Origin of the sequence: Curtobacterium sp. MCLR17_007 (genome assembly GCF_003234655.2) — a bacterium.
In the GTDB taxonomy this organism is placed as follows: Bacteria; Actinomycetota; Actinomycetes; order Actinomycetales; family Microbacteriaceae; genus Curtobacterium.
This window is the reverse complement of sequence record NZ_CP126271.1, coordinates 3,004,036-3,020,867: the sequence shown is the minus strand read 5'-3', so window position 1 is coordinate 3,020,867 and position 16,832 is coordinate 3,004,036. Positions and strand designations below refer to the sequence as shown.

Here is a 16,832-nt window from a genome sequence, read left to right as displayed (position 1 = left end):
GTGGCGGATCCGCCACGGGCCTCCCGTCTCGTGCACTGGTCGCGCTACGGGCGCAGGAGCACCTTGCCGACCCGGCCGGCGGTGTCGCTGGCACGAGCGGCGTCCCGCGCGTCCTCGAAGACGAAGGTCTCCGACACGGGGAGCGTCAGCGACCCGTCGAGCACGCGTGAGATGAGCTCGCCGAACAGCTGGCCCTTCAGGTCGGCGGACATCGTCCGGCTGACGACGGCGCCCCAGAAGCCCTTGACCGTCAGCTGGCCGAAGATGACCTTGCCGGACGGGATCTCGAGCGTGGGCGAGGCCATCGCGCCGAACACGACGAGCGTGGCGTCCTCGCCCAGGACCGAGGCGATGTCGCCCGCCGCCTTGCCACCGACGGATTCGACGCCCGCGGTGATCGGTGCGCCACCGGTGATCGCGGTGACCTGGTCCTGCCAGTCGGGTGCGTCGGTGGCGACGATGCGCTCGATGCCCTGGGCACGGAGTTCCTCGACGCCCTCGGCGCGGCGGACGAGACCGACGACGTTGATGCCGCGGGCCTTGCCGAGCTGCGCGACCATGCGGCCGACGGCGCCGTTCGCGGCGTTCTGGATGATCCAGTCGCCCTCGTGCAGGTCGAGCGAGTGCAGCAGGCTGATGGCGCTGAACGGCATCGACACGAGCTGCGCGGCGGACTCGTCGGGCATCGCGTCGGGGACCGGGACGAGACCGGCGGCATCGGCGACGTAGTACTCCGCCCAGACGCCGAACGTGCCGCCGGCGACGCGCTGGCCGACCTGCAGGCGGTCGACACCGTCGCCGAGGGCCTCGACGACGCCGAGCGCCTCGGTGCCGCTGGCGGCGGGCAGCTCGGGCTTGAAGCCGTAGGTGCCGCGGATGGTCCACAGGTCGTGGTTGTGGATGGGGGACAGGACCGTGCGGACGAGGACCTGGCCGGGGCCGGGCGTGGGGACCGGGCGCTGCTCGACGGTCAGGACGTCGGCGGGCTCGCCGAACTCGGGGTGGACGACGGCGCGCATGGTGGTGGGGGTGCTCATGGACTAGTCCTCCGAGACGGTGATCGTGACGTCGATGTTGCCGCGCGTCGCGTTCGAGTACGGGCACACCTGGTGGGCGGCGTCGGCGAGCGCCTGCGCCTGGTCGTGCTCCATGCCGGGGATGACGACCTCGAGCATGACGGCGAGCTGGAAGCCGCCCTGGCCGTTCGGGCCGATCTGCACGCGACCGCCGACGGACGAGTCGGTGACCTTGACCTTCTGCGCGCGGGCGACGCCCTGCAGTGCGGAGTGGAAGCACGCGGCGTAGCCGGCGGCGAAGAGCTGCTCGGGGTTGGCGCCGTTGCCGGAGCCGCCCATGTCCTTCGGGATCGCCATGTCGAGGTCGACGCGGCCGTCGCTGGTGGCGACGTGGCCGTTCCGGCCTTCGCCGGTGGACAGGGCTTCTGCGGTGTAGAGGACGTCCATTCGGAGGTTCCTTTCCTTCGTGGGGTCAGTGGTCCGCCGGCGCCGGGATGGGCGCAGCGGCGGCGTGCATCGTCTCGGTGAGGCGCTGCAGGGTACGGATGAGCTCGGCTGCCGCGTCGGCGTCGGGGAGGCCCGTGCCGGCGGCGATGCGACCCGGGATGTCGGCGAGCTCGGCGCGCAGGGACCGGCCCCGCTCGCCGGTGGTCACGGTGACGACACGCTCGTCGGTGCTGCGGCGCTCGCGGTGGACCAGGTCGGCCTGCTCCATGCGGCGGAGCAGCGGCGACAGGGTGCCGGAGTCGAGCTGCAGGTGGTCGCCGAGGCTGGAGACGGTCTGGTCCCCCTCGACCCACAGGGTCACGAGGACCAGGTACTGCGGGTAGGTCAGCCCCCAGGGTTCGAGCATCGTGCGGTACGCCTGGGTCGTGGCCCGGGTCGCCGCGTAGAGGGAGAAGCACACCATCTCGTCGGTCACCGGCATGGGGCAAGCATTGCACGCAACTGAGTTGTGCACAACCTAGATGCGCGACGACCGGAGACCCCACGCGCGATCGGAGGTCAGCTGGTCGCTCGGGCGATCGTCTGCTCGACCAGCGCCGCGCAGACGGCGGCCTCGTCCTCGACGAGCATGTGGCCGACCCCGGGCACGATCGCCAGCCGGGAACCGGGGATGCCCCGGTGGATCCCGCCGGTGTGCTCGGGCCGGATGACGTCGCGCTCGCCGGCCGCGACGAGCACGGGCGCCGTGATCCGTCCCAGGTCCGCCGGGGTCATCTGCGGCTCCGTCAGCCAGAGCCGGATCGTCTTCGCGGCCACCGTGCGGAAGTACCCGCGCTCGTGCGGCGCCACCTGTGCCCAGTGGTCGCCGACGGCCGTGTCCAGCTCGTCGACGCTCACCGAGCCCGGCTCGTACCCGGACGGATCCAGGTTGCCCGAGAACGACGTCACCGACGCGACGAGCGCCGGGTGCTCGATCGCCAGCAGCAGCGCCGTGTCCGCCCCGTCGCTGTGACCGACCAGGTGCACCGGGCCGCCGACGCGCTCGGTGATGAACGCGACGCCCTCGTCGACCATCGCGGCGAAGCCGAGGGGCTCGTCCGTGTCCGGTGTCCGCCCGTGCCCGCGGCGGTCGTACGTCCAGAGCTCGAGCGTGTCGGGCAGTGCCGTGAGCATCCCGTCGAACACCCGGCTGTCCGAGACGCCCCCGTGCAGCAGCACGACGCGCGGGGCATCGGGCACGGTCGCCGGCCGGCGGCGGAACCAGACGGGCACGCCGTCGACGTCGTGGGTGCCCGTGGTGGAGTCGACCATCCCGCAAGCCTAGGAGTCGGCCTGCGCACGGTGCTGAGCAGGTCCGCAGCCGTGCGGTTAGGCTGGTCGGACCACTGATGACCAGCAACCACCCAGCCGAAGCACGAACAGCGACCCCCCGAGTCGGATCGTCGTCGTCCCACGGCAAGACGATCCTGATCGGCGAGCACGCCGTGGTGTACGGCGAACCCGCACTCGTGCTGCCGGTCAACGACGTCCGGGTCACCGCGACGGTCACCCCGACGCCCCGGGCGACGGGCCACGGCCTCACCTCCACGGTGCACACGGGCCCGCTCGACCTCGCCCCCGCCGCGGTGATGCCCACCGTCACCGCGGTGACCGCGACGCTGCGGTGGCTCGGCGCCGAGGACCAGCACGTGCACGTCCGGGTCGACAGCGACGTCCCGACCGCTCGGGGCATGGGGTCGAGTGCCGCGGTCGCCGCCGCCGTCACCGCCGCCGTCGCCGACGTCTTCGGGGTCACGCTCGACGCCGAGACCCACCACGAGCTCATCCAGGAGTGCGAGCGCGTCGCCCACGGGCGGCCGTCCGGGCTCGACGCCCGCGGGGTCGTCGCTGACGTGCCGGTCTGGTTCGAGGGCGGCCACGTCGAGCCCGTGGAGCTGTCCGGGGAGTTCGTCTTCGTCGTCGCGGACACCGGCGTCCCCGGTCACACCCGCCAGGCAGTCACCGCCGTGCGCGAGGCCCACGACCGCGATCCCCGCGCGGTCGACGCCCTTCTCGCCCGCCTCGGCGACCTCGCCCGTCAGGCGCGGGGGACACTCGTGGACGGCGACGCCCAGGCGCTCGGTGCCACGATGGACGCCGCACACGGGCTGCTCGCGACGCTCGACGTGTCGAGCGACGACCTCGACCGCCTGGTCGCAGCCGCCAGGCGAGCGGGCGCCCTCGGCGCCAAGCTCACCGGCGGCGGGCGCGGCGGATGTCTGCTCGCACTCGCCACGGACGGCGAGCACGCGGACCGCATCGCGGCAGCACTGCGCGACGCCGGTGCCGCCGCCACCTGGACCACTCGGATCGGAGACCGCGCCTGATGACCGCCACCGCCGTCGCGCACCCCAACATCGCCCTCGTCAAGTACTGGGGCAAGGCGGACGCCGACCTCGCGCTCCCCGCGACGGGCAGCGTCTCGATGGGCCTCGACGTCTTCCCGACGACGACGTCCGTCACGCTCGTCGACCGCCAGGAGGCCCGGGACGCGTTCGTCCTGAACGGTCGCGTCGTCGACGATGGTCCCTTGACACGCGTCGAGCGGTTCCTCGACCTGGTCCGGCAGCTGGCGGGGAGCGATGCCCGTGCGTCGGTCGAGTCGACCAACACGGTTCCGACCGGTGCCGGCCTGGCGTCGAGCGCCTCGGGCTTCGCCGCCCTGGCGACCGCGGCGGCGGCGGCCTACGGGCTCGACCTGTCGGAGCGGGACCTGTCCCGGCTGGCACGGCGCGGCTCGGGGTCGGCCACGCGGTCGATCCCCGGCGGGGTGTCGGTCTGGCACGCCGGCGATGACCAGGGCTCGTACGCCGAGACGATCCCGGCGCCCCCGATGGCCATGGTCGTCGTGACGATCGACGACGGCCCGAAGGCGATCGGGTCCCGCGAGGCCATGCGCCGCACCATCGCGACCTCGCCGTTCTACCCCGCCTGGGTCACCTCGACCACCGAGACGGTCGGCGACATGCTGGCCGCCTGCGCCGTCGGGGACTTCACCCGGATCGGCGAGCTCACCGAGAGCAACGCCCTGCGCATGCACGCCACGATCGAGGGCTCCTTCCCCCCGATCCGGTACCTCACCGCCCGCAGCGTCGCGGTCTTCGACGCGGTCGCTGCGCTGCGCGCCGCGGGTACCGAGGCCTACGCCACCGCCGACGCCGGCCCGAACGTCGTCGTGCTCGTGCAGCCGCAGGACCGGGCCGCGGTGGCCGCTGCGCTCGCCGACCTGGGCACCGTCATCGAGTCCGGCACCGGGCCTGCCGCACGCCTGGTCGGCTCCGAAGGAACGGGGAAGCAACAGCACCCCGTCCAGAAGGAGTCCACCGAGTGATCGAGTTCCGCGCCCACGGCAAGTTGTTCGTCGCCGGTGAGTACGCCGTCGTCGAGCCGGGCCAGCCGTCGGTGCTCATCGCCCTCGACCGCGCCATCACCGCCCGCGTCGCCGAGGGCCACGGGTCCGGCAGCGTGCACTCGGAAGAGTACGGGCACCTGCCGCTGACGTGGACCCGCCGTGAGGACGGCCTCGCGCTCGACCGCGAGCACCACCCCTACGACTACGTCATGGCGACCATCGACCTGGTCGAGAAGCTGCGCGCCGAACTCGGCATCGAGCCGCGCTTCCACGACCTGCGCATCGCGAGCCAGCTCGACGACGCCAGCGGCCGCAAGTTCGGCCTCGGGTCGTCGGCCGCCGTGACCGTCGCGACCGTCGGCGCCCTCGACCGCTTCTACCGGCTCGGGCTGTCCCAGCGGCAGCGCTTCCAGGTCGCGCTCCTGGCCACCGTGCGGGTCAACCCGCGGGCCTCCGGTGGCGACCTGGCGGCGAGCACGTTCGGCGGGTGGCTCCGCTACAGCGCGCCGGACCGCGAGCGCCTGCTCGAGCAGCTCGCGGGCAACACCGTCTCGGCGATCCTGCACGACGTCGACGCGTGGGCCGGGTTCGACGTCGAGCGGCTCCCCGCGCCGACGGACCTGCGGCTGCTGGTCGGCTGGACCGGGTCGCCGGCGTCCACCACGCAGCTCGTCGGTGCCGTGCGGCGCCACCGGAACGGCGGGTACTCGACGTTCCTCGACGACAGCCGCGCCTGCGTCGACGACCTGACCACGGGCCTCCAGACCGGCGACGCCGAGCAGACGCTCGATGCGCTCCGCCGCGCCCGCGGACTCATGCAGCGGCTCGGCGACTCCGTCGGCTCGCGCATCGAGACCGACCGACTGACCACCCTGTGCGACGTCGTCGAGCGCTCCGGCGGGGCGGCCAAGCCGTCCGGTGCCGGCGGCGGCGACTGCGGCATCGCCCTCGTGCCGGCCGACCTCGACCCGACCGTGATCTTCCGCGAGTGGGAGGCGCACGACATCCGGCACCTCTCGGTCGCCGTCCAACCCCCGGAAGGCCCCATCGAGTGAGCGACACAGCGAATCCGAGCACCGTCGACAAGACGATCACGCAGACGCCGATCCCGACGCGCTGGGTCGGTCCGTTGCGCGTCAGCGGCAACGCCGTCGAGGGCGAGCACGCGGTGCCCCTGGCGACCTACGAGTCGCCGCTGTGGCCGTCCGTCGGTCGGGGCGCCCGCATCTCCCGCATGGTCGAGGGCGGCATCGTCGCAACGGTCGTCGACGAGCGCATGACCCGCTCGGTCGTCGTCCGTGCCGACAGCGCAGCGGCGGCGCACATCGCCGCCGGGCAGATCCTGGCCCGCCAGGACGAGCTCGAGGCCGTCGTGGTCGGGCAGAGTCGCTACGCGAAGCTCATCGAGGTGCACCCGGAGATCGTCGGTGACCTGCTGTTCCTGCGGTTCGCGTTCACCACGGGCGACGCGTCGGGCCACAACATGGTGACGCAGGCGGCGGACACGCTGCTGCCGACGATCCTCGGCTGGCACCCGGAGCTGTCGTACGTGTCGATCTCCGGCAACTTCTGCTCGGACAAGAAGGCCACGGCGGTGAACGGCATCCGCGGGCGCGGTCGGGCCACGATCGCCGAGATCGTCCTGCCCGGGCAGGTCGTCGAGCGCTTCCTCAAGACCTCGACCCAGCGCATCGTCGACCTCAACACGGCGAAGAACCTTGTCGGGTCGACGATCGCCGGTGCCCTGCGCTCCGCCAACGCGCACTACGCGAACATGCTGCTCGGCTTCTACCTGGCCACCGGGCAGGACGCGGCGAACATCGTCGAGGGCTCCCAGGGCATCACGTTCGCCGAGGCCCGCGGCGACGACCTGTACTTCTCGTGCTCCCTCCCGCACCTCATCGTCGGCACGGTCGGCAACGGCAAGGGCAACGACCTGCCCGTCGTCGAGGACGCACTGACGCGTCTCGGCTGCCGCGAGGACCGGGAGCCCGGCGCGAACGCCCGTCGCCTCGCAGGACTCTGCGCCGCGACGGTGCTCTGCGGTGAGCTGTCCCTGCTCGCCGCGCAGACGAACCCCGGCGAGTTGATGGCGGCACACGTCGCCATGGAGCGTGGCGGGAAGAAGGACGGCACAGCATGACCTCCATCGGCATCCACGACATCGCGGTGACGACCGGGCACCACGTGCTCGAGCTCGACGACCTGGCGGTGCAGCTCGGGGTGGACCCCGCGAAGTACCACGTCGGCATCGGGCAGGACGCCTTCAGCGTTCCTGCCCCGGACGAGGACATCGTCACGATGGGAGCGGCCGCGGCCAAGCAGGTCGTCGACCGGCACGGCGTCGAGGGGATCCGCACGGTCCTGTTCGCGACCGAGTCCGGCATCGACCAGTCCAAGGCGGCCGGGGTGTTCGTGCACGGCCTGCTCGGGCTGCCGTCGAACGTGCGCACCGTCGAGCTCAAGCAGGCCTGCTACGGCGGGACCGCCGCGCTGCAGCTCGCCCTCGGGATCGTCGCGCGCGACCCCCGCGAGCGGGTGCTCGTCATCGCCGCCGACGTCGCCCGCTACGACGTCGACACCGCCGCCGAACCCACGCAGGGCGCCGGCGCGGTCGCCATGCTCGTCAGCGCCGACCCCGACCTGATCGAGATCGAGCCCGCCGCCGGCCTGTTCACCGCCGACGTCGACGATTTCTGGCGGCCGAACGACCGCTCGACGGCGCTCGTCGACGGTCGCCTGTCGGTCACCGCCTACGTCGACGCGTTCATCGGCGCCTGGGACGACCTCGCAGCGCGCGGGGGACCGTCCTACGCCGAGATCGACCGCTTCGTGCACCACCAGCCGTTCACGAAGATGGCGCTCAAGGCGCACCGCAAGCTCACCCAGCACGTCGGGGTGGAGTTCGACGAGTCCGAGCTGCGGACCGGCTTCACGTACAACCGGCAGATGGGCAACACGTACACGGCGTCGATCTGGATCGCGCTGGCGGCCGTGCTCGACCTCGACGACGACCTGGCGGGCAAGCGCATCGGCATGTTCAGCTACGGCTCGGGCAGCGTGGGGGAGCTCGTGACGGGGATCGTCCGTCCCGACCACCAGCGCCACCGTCGCGTGGGCGTGGTGCAGGCCGAGCTCGACGCGCGCGTGCCGCTCACCGTGGCGGAGTACCGGGAGCTGCACGCCGCCGGCGCGGCCACCAGCGAGGACACCGAGCGGGCGCGCGTCACCGACGCGCCCTTCCGCTTCGCGGGTGTGCTCGGGGGCGCGCGGCACTACGAGGCGACCACGCACCGGGCCTGACGGACGGGGCGGACCCGAGCCGGGCCTCCCGTCCGGCTCGCCGCCCCGCGGTGCCGTCGGTCCCGCCGCCCTCGGCACCGCCCGCGCGGCGCGCGAGGGAGTAGACAGACCCATGGGTCAGCTCATCTACGCCGGACAACCGCTCGACCTGCACATCGACGACCGTGCCCTCACGCACCTGCAGATCGTGATCGTGAACATGCTGCGCCGCGACCACCGGTTCGTGTTCTCGTGGAAGGACGACGCGCTGCACGGCGACGGCCGCTCGACAATCTGGCTGCACCCCGACGTCAGCCTGCACTTCAAGTTCGCCGGCAGCCGGACGCCGTCGATCAACCGTTCCTGGCTCGAGGCGCTCTACGCCTCGGCGTCCTCCGGCGCCGGGCTGGTCCTCACCCCGGAACCGTCGGACACGAGCGTGGGCGAGGACTCGCCGTGGTCACGCGCCGTCGCACCCGGCAGCACCGACGACCAGAACGCATAGCATCACCATCGATTCCCAGTCAACGGGTTTCCATGATCGGCGCCTTTCGCGTACATTCGTGAGGACCACTCCAAGTACGGCTCCGTTCCCGGCTCAGGGCGCCGCGCGGACACGGGAATCCCGGATCAGGGGACTCCCACGGACTCGGGTGGTCAGGTCGCCGCCCCGCCAGAGGATTCGGGTTCCGCACGGTGGGGCGGCGACCACCCACCGCCACCACCCCGTGGTCAGTAGACGTCGCGGACGTACCGCTTGGCCCGGCGCAGGTCTGCCAGGTACTCGGCCGCGTCGTCGTCGCCCCGGCCGCGCTGCTCGGCGATCACCGTTAGCAGGGCGGTCTCGACGTCCTTCGCCATCCGCGACGCGTCGCCGCACACGGTGAAGGTCGCGCCGTCCTCGAGCCACCGGTAGAGCTCCGCCGACTGCTCGCGCATCCGGGTCTGCACGTAGACCTTCTCGGCTTGGTCGCGCGAGAACGCCAGGTCGAGCCGGGTGAGCACCCCGGAGTCCTGCAGGTCGGTCAGCTCGTCCCGGTAGACGAAGTCCGTGTCGCGGTGCTGGTCGCCGAAGAACAGCCAGTTGCGTCCCGTCGCGCCACGTGCAGCGCGCTCGTGCAGGAACCCGCGGAACGGCGCGATGCCGGTGCCGGGTCCGACCATGACCAGCGGCGCGTCGTCGTCGGCGGGGACGCTGAACGCCGCGTTCGGCTGCAGGTACACGCCGACCTCGTCGCCGACCGCGACCCGGTCCGCCAGGTGCGTGGAGGCCACACCGGAGTGCCGTCGGTTGACGTCGCCGTACCGGACTGACGCGACGGTCAGGTGGACCCGACCGGGGTGCGCGAGCGGGCTCGACGAGATCGAGTACTGCCGCGCCTGCAGCGGACGGAGGAACGGCAGCAGGTCGTCGAGCCCCGGGGCGTTCGCGCCGGCGTCACGCAGCAGGTCGAGGACGTCCCGACCCCACAGCCAGCGGTCCAGCTCGTGCTTGTCGCCGTGCGCGACGACGGCCGCCAGCTCGCTCGACGGCTCGCGCTGCACCAGGTCGGCGATGAGGTCCTTCGACGGCGTCCTGACCTCGCGGTCGGTGCGCAGCAGGTCCCGCACGGTCCGGCCGTCGAACACCTCGGCGCCCGTCGCGCCGAGGTGGGCGAGCAGGTCGCCGACGAGCACGTCGTCGTTCCGCGGGACGACCGCCAGGGCGTCGCCGGCCGCGTAGGTGATGCCGCTGTCGCCGAGGTCGAACTCGTAGTGCCGGATCTCCTTCGCGCTGCGCGGGTCGGAGAGCAGCCGGTTCGCCACCAGCCGTGCCGGGTACGGGTTCCGCTTGGTCCACTGGGAACCCGGCCGGGAGGCCCGGCTCGCGCCCGTCCCGTCGGCTGCGGAGGCCGTCGCGCCGGCTCCACCGCCCGGGGCCGCGCCCGGCTGCACACCGGGCTGCGCTCCGGTCTCCGCGGCGACGCGGTCGAGGACGGCGGCCGTCCAGAGCGCCGCGGGGTCCTCGAAGTCGACGTCACAGTCCACGCGGTCGTGCAGGCGGGTCGCGCCGAGCTGCTCGAAGCGGGTGTCGATGAGCTTGCCGGCCTGGCAGAACTCGTCGTAGCTCGTGTCGCCGAGCCCGAGCACGGCGTACTGCAGGCCCTCGAGGCGCGGCACGGTGCTGGCCTGGACGGCGTCCCAGAACAGGCCGGCGTTGTCGGGCATCTCGCCCTCGCCGTACGTCGAGGTGACGACGAGCACGTGCGACATCCCGGCGAGCTGCTCGGGGGAGACGTCGTCGAGCGCGGTGGCCCGCCCGCCGAGCCCGCGGGCCGCTGCACCGGCGACGAGCTGGTCCGCGAGGGACTCCGCGTTGCCCGTCTGGGTGCCGAACAGCACGTCGACGGTGGTCGTCGGTGCCGGCGCGGCGGACTTCTTGCCCGCGGCGGCGATGCCCGCGATGAACCCGGCGAGCCAGGACTCCTGGGCGGCCGAGAACGGAGCGTCGACCGGGATCAGCGAGCCGGTGGGGGGCAGGACGCTCACGCGGTCACCGCCTCGACGGGCGCCTGCGGTGCACGGCCGGCGATGTCCTCGAGCGCCGCGGTCGCGAGCAGCTCGTCGAAGCGGGCCGCACGGACGCGGCCGGCGTTCTTGGCGTTCTGGTGCATGATCCAGCCGGTCGTCCCGGGCGCGTCCATGCTGCGGGTGTTCCGCTGCGTGAGCGCACGCTTGTGGTCGTCGAGGCGCTTGATCGCGATGAGGGTCGCGAGGTCGTCGTCGGTGAACCGCTCGAGCGTGCCGCGCAGGTACTTGACGACGCGCTGCTTCACGAAGAAGTCCTCGGTGAGCACCAGGTTCTTCACGGCCTCGGCCACGCGGGGGTCGTTCGCGCTCGTCGCTCCGGGGACCCTCTGGAGCGCGAGGTCCTGCGCGACGCCGAGCACCGTGTACGAGGACAGGAGGGAGAACATGTCGTCGCCCTGGTCCCCGAGCGCCGGAGCCCGGCCGTCGAGGACCGTACGACGGTCGCGGTAGTCGACCTTGAACGCGCGGAGCTTGTCGGTCGCGGTCGAGGTGGCGAGCTCGTCGAGCAGCTCGTTCCGGGTCGCGGCGGCGAGGATCGCCTCGGCGTCCTGCGTGAGCAGGAGCGCACGGGGCATGCCGACGAACACGTGCGTGCGGGTGGTGTCCCAGTCTGCGAGCAGGCGGGCCGCGAGCTCGGAGCCGGTGGCCTCGAGGTGCCACTCCAGCAGCAGGCGCGCGGCGTCCTCGTGGAAGGCGCCCCGGGTCGTGTCGGTGACCGGGAACACCAGGAGCGAGTCGGTGCTCGCCCGCTCGGCCACGCGGTCGGACGGGTCGTACTGGTACAGGAAGCCGCCGGACATGCCGTTGCCGAGGCCCTTGCCGTAGCCGCCGAGGTTGAACACCGCGCCGCCGGTCATGTACTCGCAGCCGAAGTCCCCGATGCCCTCGACGACCGCCGTCGCGCCCGAGTTCCGGACGGCGAAGCGGTCGCCCGCCTCGCCCTCGACGAAGGTCCGGCCACCGGTCGCGCCGAACAGCGCGAAGTTGCCGACCAGGACGTTCCCGCCGCGCTCGGTGCTGCCGCCGCCGGGCGCGCGGACGACGATGCGGCCGCCGCTCTGGCTCTTGCCGACGCCGTCGTTCGCGGTGCCCGTGTGTTCGAGGGTCACGCCGTCGTTGGTGAAGACGCCGTAGGACTGCCCGGCGGAACCGCTGGTGCGGATCGTCACCGCGCCGTCGACCAGACGTCGGCGGCCGCGGTCGTCGGTCGCGACGGCGGGCACGTCGTCGAACGACGCGTCGTGGAGCTCGTGGTTCAGGATCCGCTCGACGTCGATGCCGAACTGGCCGCCGACGGACTTGTCGGCGTTGCCGAGGTGCACGCCGTCGATCGTCACGCTGTGCTCGTGCCGCGTCAGGAGTGCCGTGCGGACCTGCTCGATCAGGGCGTCGTCGGTGCGGAAGTCCTTCTCGAGGTACTCCGGGTCGGTGACGACCTTCTCGGGCACCTGCGCGAGCAGGTTCCGGACGTCGAGTCGCCCGACGCTCGCCGGGTGGTCCAGGAGCTGGAGCAGGTCGGTGCGGCCACGGGCCTCGCGCAGGGAGCGCAAGCCCAGGCGCGCGAGGATCTGCCGGACGTCGTGCGCGATGTTCAGCAGGTACTGCGCGAGCGCGCGGGGGTCGCCCTCGAACGCCTCGGCGTTGGTGGTCAGGCCCGCCGGGCACTTCACGTTGCAGTTCTTCGCCATCACGCAACCGAGCATCATCAGCGCGGTCGTGCCGAACTCGAACGAGTCGCCGCCGAGCAGCGCGCTCGTGACGACGTCGCTGCCGGTCTGGTGGGCGCCCGAGCAGCGGAGCGTGACCTTCTGACGGAGCCCGTTCGCGACGAGGGCCTGGTGCACCTCGGCCACGCCGATCTCCGCCGAGCGGCCCGCGTACTTCAGGCTCGTGACGGCCGCAGCGCCCGTGCCGCCGGTGTTCCCCGCGACGTTGATGACGTCCGCGCCGGCCTTCGCGACACCGACGGCGATGGTGCCGATGCCCTCCGAGGACACCAGCTTCACGATCACCCGGACGCGGGCGGCCTTGCAGTCGTGGATGAGCTGCGCCAGGTCCTCGATCGAGTACGTGTCGTGGTGCGGCGGCGGCGAGATGAGCTCGACGCCGGGCGTGCCACCGCGGGCGGCGGCGATGTCGACCGTGACCTTCGGCGCGGGCAGCTGGCCGCCCTCGCCGGGCTTCGCCCCCTGGCCGATCTTGATCTCGAGCTCCTGCAGCATCGGGTCGGCGAGGTAGCCGGCCCAGATCCCGAACCGACCGGAGGCGAACTGCTTGATGCGCGAGCCGCGGATCGTGCCGTAGCGGGAGTGGTGCTCGCCGCCCTCGCCGCTGTTCGACATGCCGCCGACCATGTTCGTACCGTGCGCCACCGCCTCGTGCGCGGTGACGACGAGCGCGCCGTGGCTCATCGCGCCGGACGCCAGGGTGCGGGTGATCTCGTGCGCGGGCTGGACGTCGTCGAGCTCGACGCTCGCCGGCGCGCTCTCGAGCAGCGCCAGGAGCGCGACGGCGTTGCCGGTGGCGCGGAGGGTCACCTGGGTGTCGTCGGCGTCGTCGAGGTCGACCTGGCCGGGGAAGAGCAGGGCGAGGCCGGCCGCGAGTGCCGTGTGGCGCTCGCTCCCCAGCGACCCCGTGGACGTGAGCCGCAGACGGAACCGCACCGGGCCTCCCAGCTGGCCGCCGTCACCCACTCGTGAACCGAGCAGACCGCGCACCGTGACGCTGCTGTTGCCGGTCAGCGAGAACCGGCCGAGCTCGCGGGCGAAGTCCTCCGCCGTGTCGATCCCGGTCACGTCCGCGGGCAGCGCCAGGACGTCGCGCAGCGCCGAGGGGCGGCGGGAGCGCTCCTCGTGCGTGGTCTGCAGGAACGTCCGGTAGCCGGGCGTGATGCGGAAGTCGTCGATCTCGGACTCGCTGAGGCGGTCGTAGCCGGTGTTGCGGTAGGCCGCGTCGGTGATGCCGAAGGCGTCGTCGAGCTGGCCGAGCGTCAGGAGCCGGAGCGCGTCGGAGTCGCCCGAGCGCTCGAAGGTCGGTCGCTCCTCGGTCATGCCGCCGAAGCCGCGCACGCTCGCGACGCCGAACGAGTGCCCGGCGCCGTCCGACCGCTCCTTGAACAGGCCGAGGAGCGGGACCTGCGCATCGCCCTGCACCGACCGGGCGCGCTCGTGCCAGTCCGTCGCCGCCTGCGCGATCCGGGCGAAGCCGACGCCGCCGACCGGGGCGTCCATGTGCGGGAAGACCCGGGCGAACAGGTCGTCGCGGGTGTCCAGGTAGTTCGGCTCGAAGAACTCGCCGCCGATGTAGCTCTCGGCGGTGCACAGGCCGACCCGGCCCATCGTCTTCGCGAGGGCCTTCTCCGCCGCCTTGCGGAAGCGCTTGAGTGCCGCGTCGGTCTCGGTCAGCTCGCCCGCCGGTGCGGCAGCGGCCGGGTACTGCTCCTCGGCGCGCAACCGCGCGGACAGGCTGTACACGGCAGCGGCACCGAAGCCGAGCGCGGTCGCGACGTGGTGCGAGGACGGCAGCTGACCGCTCTCGGCGACGACCGACACCCGCAGGCGCAGTCCGGTCTCGATCAGGCGCTGGTTGACCGCGGCGACGGCCAGGATCACCGGCAGCGCCGCGTGCGTGGACGAGACCTCGCGGTCGGACAGCACCGCGATGCCGCCGGTCGTCCGGGCGAAGCGCTCGACGGCGTCGCTGAGCGCGGTCACGGCGGCCCGCATCGCGTCGGCGTTGGCCTGCTCGTCGCCGAGCACCGGCACGTAGAGCATGTCGAAGCGCTCGAGCGGCACGATCGTCTGGTCGCGCAGCCGGACCATGTCGAGGTGCCCGAGGATCGGGGAGTCGACGACGAGCTGGCGGGTGGTGGACCCCGTGCCGTCCGGCTTGGCGCCGAGGGCGACCCGCATGCTCATGCCGTCGGCCTCGCGGATGGAGTCGAGCGGCGGGTTCGTCACCTGGGCGAACCGCTGCGAGAAGTACTTCGCCATGCCGCCCTCGGTGTCGCTGAGCGCGTTGATGGCGTTGCCGTAGCCCATCGCCGAGATCCGCTCCGAGCCGTTCTGCAGCATCGGGTCGAGCATGAACCGGAAGCTCTCCTGGTTCAGCGAGTACGCCACGTAGCGGCCCTGCAACGACAGGTCGCCGTCGTAGCCGAGCGTGTTCGTGGTGCGGTCGTAGTCCGGCGCGGGCAGGTCGTCCAGGTGCACGCGCGCGGCGTCGAGCAGCGTGCCGTAGTCGCGACGGGCGGCGAGCATCGCCAGCACGTCGTCGGTGCGCATGAGCGTGCCCGTGCGGTGGTCGACGACGAGCATGCCGCCGGCCTCGATGCGACCGCGGTGCACGACCTGGTCGTCCGGGAACGTGACCTGGCCTGCCTCGGACGACACCATCAGGTACTCGGAGGTCTGCACCGTGCGCAGCGGGCGCAGCCCGAGGCGGTCGAGACGTGCGCCGACGACGTCCCCGTCGCTGAAGATCACGGCGGCGGGACCGTCGTTCTTCTCCTCGTACAGCGAGAAGTACTCCAGCATCGCGCGGACGTCGTCCGTCAGGGTGTGGTCGTTCTCCCACGCCGGGGGCATGAGCGACACGACGGCCTCGACGATCTCGAGCCCGTCGTCGAACACGCGGCTCTGCAGGGTCTGGTCGAGACGGCTGGAGTCGGACTGCCCGGGCGGGCGGACGATGCTGCGGGTGCGGGCCTGCGCGAGTGCCTCGTCCGACAGTCGGTTCTTCCGGTCGGTGTTGAGCTCGCCGTTGTGGGCCATCAGACGGAACGGCTGCGCCATCGTCGGGTGCGGCTCGGTGTTCGTCGAGAAGCGCGTGTGGAAGTACAGCGTCCGGATCGAGTGCCGCGGGTCACGCAGGTCGGTGAAGTACCCGATGACCTCGCCCGAGTTCAGGCGGCCCTTGAGGACCTGGGTGCGGGCGCTGAGCGACAGCGGGTACAGGTCGGCGTACTCGGCGGTGGCCTGTCCGTACGAGACGGCCTCGATCGCGAGCAGGGCACGGTTCGCGGCGGCGTCGACCTCGGTGCGGGACCACTCGTCGGGCGCGCGGAAGACCCACTGCACCACCGGGAGCTGGTACTGCTCGGCCTCGGGGCGCGCGACGGAGTGGTCCACCGGGACGTCGCGGACGAGCAGGAGTTCGAAGCCCTCGTGCTCGATCGCGTCGGTGACGGTGTGCACGGCCGCGTCGCGCTCGGCGCCGCCGGCGGGTCCTGCGCTGCTCGGCACGAAGCAGTTCGCGACGCCGAAGTGGCCGGCGCGCAGGTCCACGCCGGTGATCGCGCTGAAGAACTCCACCGACAGGTCGATGCTGACGCCCGCACCGTCGCCGACGCCCTCGGCGGACTTGCCACCGCGGTGCGGGATCGAGCACAGCGCCTCGTCACCCCGGCGGATCACGTCGTGGCTCGGCGTCCCGTCCAGACGCGTGATGAAGCCGACCCCGCAGTCGGAGGATTCGCGGGCAGGGTCGTACAGACCGAAGGGGGAGGGGTTCACGAGCGGGTCCAGTGGAGCGTGTGCCGGCAGCGGACGACGGAGGCTGCAACGGTGGAGCGCTCGCCGCGGGCGGACCGTGGGTGGCAGTCGGGCCCTGTGGTGTGGTGGTGCGGTAGGGCGATGCTACGGGCTGGTATACCGACGGCGCAACAGCGGGGACCGACGGTGGTCCGCCGGTCCCCGCTGCAGTTCGCGAGGTGGACTACTCGGAGTCGCCGGCCTCGTCCTCTTCCTGGTTGAAGTGCGAGTCGTCGTCGGTGAACCCGGCTGCGACGCCCTCCGGGTGGTCGGGGATGGTGCCGTCCTTGCCGAGGCCGCCGGGCTTCTCGGTGCCCTCGGGGTCAGGCGTGGTGGTGTCGGTCATGTGCGGCTCCTTCGCTGCCGTCGGGAACGCCACGGTACTCAGCGCTCGAGGTCCGTCCGCAGCGGGTTCACGGGTCGGGGCGTGGCGTGCTGCGCAGGGTGCGTACCTGCGCACCGTGCTCGGTTCGTCGGCCGTGCGCCGTTCGCGGCCCCGTGCGAGGGTGTTTCCTCGCACGGGGCCGTCGATCTCGCACGGGCCACGAGGCTCGCACCGTGCTCACGCGCACGTGCCCACGAAGCTCGCACCGT

13 protein-coding genes are annotated in these 16,832 nt (G+C 72.4%); 6 read left to right on the top strand and 7 right to left on the bottom strand.

The genetic code is table 11. The annotated features are described in order from the left end of the window. Positions 1 to 44 precede the first annotated feature (44 nt). The 4 genes from DEJ13_RS14270 to DEJ13_RS14255 all read right to left on the bottom strand — a co-directional run bounded on the left by DEJ13_RS14270 (position 45) and on the right by DEJ13_RS14255 (position 2,774). Positions 45 to 1,019 (bottom strand): zinc-binding dehydrogenase, encoded by a 975-nt coding sequence (locus tag DEJ13_RS14270; protein WP_111105902.1) that lies wholly within the window; start codon positions 1,017 to 1,019, stop codon positions 45 to 47. A 21-nt stretch (positions 1,020 to 1,040) separates the two neighbouring features. Beyond that, entirely contained in the window at positions 1,041 to 1,463 is a 423-nt protein-coding gene (locus tag DEJ13_RS14265; protein WP_056119820.1) for an organic hydroperoxide resistance protein, read from the bottom strand. 25 nt (positions 1,464 to 1,488) lie between these two features. Beyond that, positions 1,489 to 1,944 (bottom strand): MarR family winged helix-turn-helix transcriptional regulator, encoded by a 456-nt coding sequence (locus DEJ13_RS14260; RefSeq protein WP_181436930.1) that lies wholly within the window; start codon positions 1,942 to 1,944, stop codon positions 1,489 to 1,491. 77 nt (positions 1,945 to 2,021) lie between these two features. Next, positions 2,022 to 2,774 (bottom strand): alpha/beta fold hydrolase, encoded by a 753-nt coding sequence (locus DEJ13_RS14255; protein ID WP_111105847.1) that lies wholly within the window; start codon positions 2,772 to 2,774, stop codon positions 2,022 to 2,024. A 77-nt stretch (positions 2,775 to 2,851) separates the two neighbouring features. On the opposite strand from DEJ13_RS14255, the gene mvk reads away from it, so the two are divergent. The 6 genes from mvk (at position 2,852) to DEJ13_RS14225 (ending at position 8,641) form a co-directional block, all read left to right on the top strand. Further along, the gene (mvk, locus tag DEJ13_RS14250) at positions 2,852 to 3,829 is read left to right on the top strand and encodes a mevalonate kinase (RefSeq protein WP_111105846.1); all 978 of its coding nucleotides are present in this window, start codon (positions 2,852 to 2,854) and stop codon (positions 3,827 to 3,829) included. Then, the gene (gene mvaD / locus DEJ13_RS14245; RefSeq protein ID WP_258374000.1) at positions 3,829 to 4,833 is read left to right on the top strand and encodes a diphosphomevalonate decarboxylase; all 1,005 of its coding nucleotides are present in this window, start codon (positions 3,829 to 3,831) and stop codon (positions 4,831 to 4,833) included. The genes mvk and mvaD overlap by 1 nt, the downstream gene beginning before the upstream one ends. Then, positions 4,830 to 5,909, top strand: coding sequence for a phosphomevalonate kinase (locus DEJ13_RS14240; RefSeq protein WP_111105845.1), 1,080 nt, complete (start codon positions 4,830 to 4,832; stop codon positions 5,907 to 5,909). Before mvaD ends, DEJ13_RS14240 begins: the two co-directional genes overlap by 4 nt. After that, positions 5,906 to 6,997 (top strand): hydroxymethylglutaryl-coenzyme A reductase family protein, encoded by a 1,092-nt coding sequence (locus tag DEJ13_RS14235; protein ID WP_111105844.1) that lies wholly within the window; start codon positions 5,906 to 5,908, stop codon positions 6,995 to 6,997. Before DEJ13_RS14240 ends, DEJ13_RS14235 begins: the two co-directional genes overlap by 4 nt. Then, positions 6,994 to 8,157 carry a hydroxymethylglutaryl-CoA synthase gene (locus DEJ13_RS14230; protein WP_111105843.1) on the top strand — a complete coding sequence of 388 codons (1,164 nt, stop codon included), beginning with the start codon at positions 6,994 to 6,996 and terminating at the stop codon, positions 8,155 to 8,157. Before DEJ13_RS14235 ends, DEJ13_RS14230 begins: the two co-directional genes overlap by 4 nt. A gap of 112 nt (positions 8,158 to 8,269) precedes the next feature. Continuing rightward, complete coding sequence (locus DEJ13_RS14225) at positions 8,270 to 8,641, top strand: DUF7882 family protein (protein WP_111105842.1); 372 nt, start codon at positions 8,270 to 8,272, stop codon at positions 8,639 to 8,641. 227 nt (positions 8,642 to 8,868) lie between these two features. Here the strand turns inward: DEJ13_RS14225 and DEJ13_RS14220 are convergent, their stop codons facing one another. The 3 genes from DEJ13_RS14220 to DEJ13_RS14210 form a co-directional block, all read right to left on the bottom strand. Next, positions 8,869 to 10,665 carry a sulfite reductase subunit alpha gene (locus tag DEJ13_RS14220; protein ID WP_111105841.1) on the bottom strand — a complete coding sequence of 599 codons (1,797 nt, stop codon included), beginning with the start codon at positions 10,663 to 10,665 and terminating at the stop codon, positions 8,869 to 8,871. Beyond that, positions 10,662 to 16,220 (bottom strand): glutamate synthase-related protein, encoded by a 5,559-nt coding sequence (locus DEJ13_RS14215; protein ID WP_111105840.1) that lies wholly within the window; start codon positions 16,218 to 16,220, stop codon positions 10,662 to 10,664. The genes DEJ13_RS14220 and DEJ13_RS14215 overlap by 4 nt, the downstream gene beginning before the upstream one ends. 202 nt (positions 16,221 to 16,422) lie before the next feature. Further along, a complete protein-coding gene (locus DEJ13_RS14210; protein WP_181436929.1) occupies positions 16,423 to 16,584 on the bottom strand; it encodes a hypothetical protein in 162 nt (53 codons plus the stop codon). Positions 16,585 to 16,832 lie beyond the last annotated feature (248 nt).